This window comes from Phenylobacterium sp. (assembly GCF_016793225.1).
Classification (GTDB): Bacteria; Pseudomonadota; Alphaproteobacteria; order Caulobacterales; family Caulobacteraceae; genus Phenylobacterium.
Map to the genome: position 1 here is coordinate 1 of NZ_JAEUMN010000046.1, position 2,923 is coordinate 2,923.

The following is a 2,923-nucleotide window of genomic DNA, read 5'->3' on the forward strand; positions in this document are numbered from 1 at the left end:
AAGCCGTCCAGCACCAGCTTTTCCCACAGCGCCCGCGAGTCATACTCGGGCACGCCCCACTCGGTGTCGTGATAGGCCTCGTACAGCGGGTCGCCGGCCATGCCACGCCATTCGCACCGGGTCAGGGGCTCGCTCATCGGCTGCAGACAGAGCGCAGGCGCGGAGTCGAGACAAGGGGGGTTCGATGGCGTTCGAAGGGTTCAAGCTGTCGCAGATCGAGGTCCCCGAAGCGTCGCTGCGCGTGCGCCATGGCGGCTCGGGCCCGCCGCTCCTGCTGCTGCACGGCTACCCCGAGACGCACATGATGTGGGGCGCGGTCGCCGACGGCCTGGCGACGGACTTCACGGTGGTCTGCCCGGACCTGCGCGGCTACGGCGGCTCGACCAAGCCGCCGTCGTCGGACGACCACGAGACCTCGTCCAAGCGGGCCATGGCGCGCGACGCCGTGGCGTTGATGCGGACGCTGGGCTTCGACCGCTTCGCCGTGGCCGGTCACGATCGCGGCGGGCGCGTCGCCTACCGCCTGGCGCTCGACCATCCGGCGGCGGTGACCAGGGTCTCCATCCTCGACATCATCCCGACGGGCGAGGTCTGGGCGCGGGCGGACCACCGCTTCGCGCTGGCGTACTGGCACTGGTCGTTCCTGGCCCAGCCGCACCCGTTCCCCGAGACGCTCATCGGCGCGGACCCGGAGGCGTTCTTCTTCGCGAACAGCTTCGCCGGCGTGCGCGGCTTCGACCCGGAGGCCTTCGAGGACTACCGCCGCGCCTGCGCCCGGCCCGACGTGATCCACGCCCTGTGCGAGGACTATCGCGCCGGGGCCGGCTACGACCGCCAGCTCGACATGGCCGACAAGGCGGCCGGGCGGAGGATCGCCTGTCCCGTGCAGATACTGTGGGGCGGCCGGGGCGCGCTGGCGGCCTGGTACGACACCCTGGCGATCTGGCGCGAGTGGGCCGACCACGTGCAGGGCCAGGCCGTCGACTGCGGCCACTTCATTCCCGAGGAGAAACCGGCCGAGACCCTGGCGCTGCTGCGGGGGTTCTTCGGCTGAGGGGCGTTCCCCCCTACCCGTTTGGGTAGGGCCCGGCGCGCCGCGGCGTGGCCTGCTGGACGCCTTGGTCCAGGAGTTCCCATGACGCGCTTCCTGCTTCCCGCCGCGGCGCTCGCCGCGCTTCTCGGCGCCCAGGCGCAGGCCGCCACCCAGGTTCACGCCCTCACCATCAGCGGTCAGGCGCAGGGCGGGGCGCCGCCCTTCGGCTGCGCCACGGTGGGACCGTCGCCCTTCATCCGCGACTTCTTCGGCGGCGGCGTGGGCGTCCCCACGGAGGGCCACGCGGGCTGCGGCCTCGCGGGCGGCATCCAGCAGGCCGGCAAGGCGAGCGGTCTCTCCCTGGCCAGCTCCAGCGTCGTGGGCAACGCCTACAACGGCGGCGTGAACAACGCCTCGGCCCAGGCGAAGGCCGAGGAAGGCTCGCTGGGCGTCAGCGCCTCGGAGAGCTTCACCAACGGGACCAAGGACGCCGCGACCTACTTCGCCGCGGAGGCGGGCGCCATCTGGTCCGACCTTCTCACGCCCGGCATGCCGGGGGCCGGAATGGGCGAGATCCAGTTCGGGTTCACCATCGATGGCGCCATGGCCTTCACCGGGAGCGGCGGCGAGCTCTTCACCCGGCTGATGTACCAGGTGGCCGACGAGCGGGCGATCTACACGGCCTTCACCGCCGAGCTGAACGCCAGCGGCGGCAACCGCGCGATCAACCCCTCCGGCGTCGGTCCGCTAGCGGGGTTCACCATCACGCCCAACTCGATCAGCGGCTCGGACACGGCCTTCACCTACCGGCACACGGTCGACCTCTCGAAGCCGCTCAGCATGAAGGTCGGCCTCTACACGGCCGCCTACGGCGCGCCCAACGGCGTCCACGTCAGCAACTTCTTCAACACCGCCCGGCTGACCCAGATCAGCGTCTTCGACGCCTCCGGGCGGCCGATCGACATGACCTTCACCGGCGCCTCCGGGACGGTCTACGACGCCACCGGCGCGCACCGGCCGATCGGCGGCGTGCCGGAACCGTCACAGTGGGCGCTGATGATCCTGGGCTTCGGCCTCGCCGGCGCCGCCGTCCGCCAGCGCCGACGCCATCCAGCCGGGCACGTCCGCGCGCACGGACCGGCCTTCGACGGTCAGCTCGCGACCTAGCGCCCGATCGAGCCGCAGCAGCGCGATGCCGCCGCCCTCGCGCGCGGAGGTGACCACGCCCGCCCGCAGGTCGCCCGCCAGCACCTCGGCGCCGGCTGGCGGCGCGGGGCCGTCGAAGCGGATCGGCAGCATGCGGCTCTTGATCTGGCCGCGCCGCTTCATCCGCGACGTCGTCTCCTGGCCGACGAAGCAGCCCTTCTTGAAGTCGATCCCCTCCAGGAGGTCGAAGTTGGCCTCGATCGGATAGGTGCGGTCCGAGCCCCAGTCGGCCGGGCCCGGAACGCCCAGCCGCAGCTTCTGCGCCTCGCGCTCGGCTTCGCCCACCCGGGCGGCCCCCGGCGGCGGCGCGGCGGCATAGCCCCGCAGGCCCAGGTCCGGCAGGCGGGGATCGGACGCCCAGACCCCGTCGGACGGCGGGGCGGGCGTTCCGCCCTGCGGATCGAACAGGACCGACACGGCCGCGTCGTCGGGGGCGATCGTCACCTTCGCGCGCAGCCGGTACATGGTCAGCCGCTGGATCAGGGCGTCGCGGCCGGCGGCCTCCACGTCCAGCCAGGCGCCGCTCTCGCGCCCGACCACGACCAGGTCGTAGAGCAGCCGGCCCTGGGGCGTCAGCAGCGCGCCGAACCTGGCTTCGCCCGGCGCCAGGGTCTCGACATCCTGGGTGATCAGGCCCTGGAGGAAGCTGCGCCAGTCCTCCCCGTCCAGGGCGATCAGGGCGCG

3 protein-coding genes and 1 pseudogene are annotated in these 2,923 nt (G+C 72.8%); 2 read left to right on the plus strand and 2 right to left on the minus strand.

Going from position 1 to position 2,923, the window contains the following annotated elements; genetic code table 11:
* Window positions 1–137, minus strand: a 137-nt coding sequence (locus JNK30_RS05075) for a DNA-3-methyladenine glycosylase I (RefSeq protein WP_293480795.1), incomplete at its 3' end; no start/stop codon positions are given.
* Between the two features lie 47 nt (window positions 138–184).
* Between JNK30_RS05075 and JNK30_RS05080 the strand changes: the two genes are divergently transcribed.
* Window positions 185–1,054 (plus strand): alpha/beta hydrolase, encoded by an 870-nt coding sequence (locus tag JNK30_RS05080; protein WP_293480794.1) that lies wholly within the window; start codon window positions 185–187, stop codon window positions 1,052–1,054.
* 942 nt (window positions 1,055–1,996) lie between these two features.
* Window positions 1,997–2,107: pseudogene (locus JNK30_RS22975) on the plus strand (hypothetical protein); the annotation flags it as partial.
* Here the strand turns inward: JNK30_RS22975 and JNK30_RS05085 are convergent.
* Window positions 2,075–2,923 (minus strand): folate-binding protein YgfZ (locus JNK30_RS05085; RefSeq protein ID WP_367118731.1); only part of this gene is annotated, 849 nt, incomplete at its 5' end. The pseudogene JNK30_RS22975 and the gene JNK30_RS05085 sit on opposite strands and share 33 nt — an antisense overlap.

Coding starts and splice junctions, on each gene's coding strand:
- JNK30_RS05080 (WP_293480794.1), top strand. CDS start 185: ATGGCGTTCGAAGGGTTCAAGCTGTCGCAGATCGAGGTCCCCGAAGCG.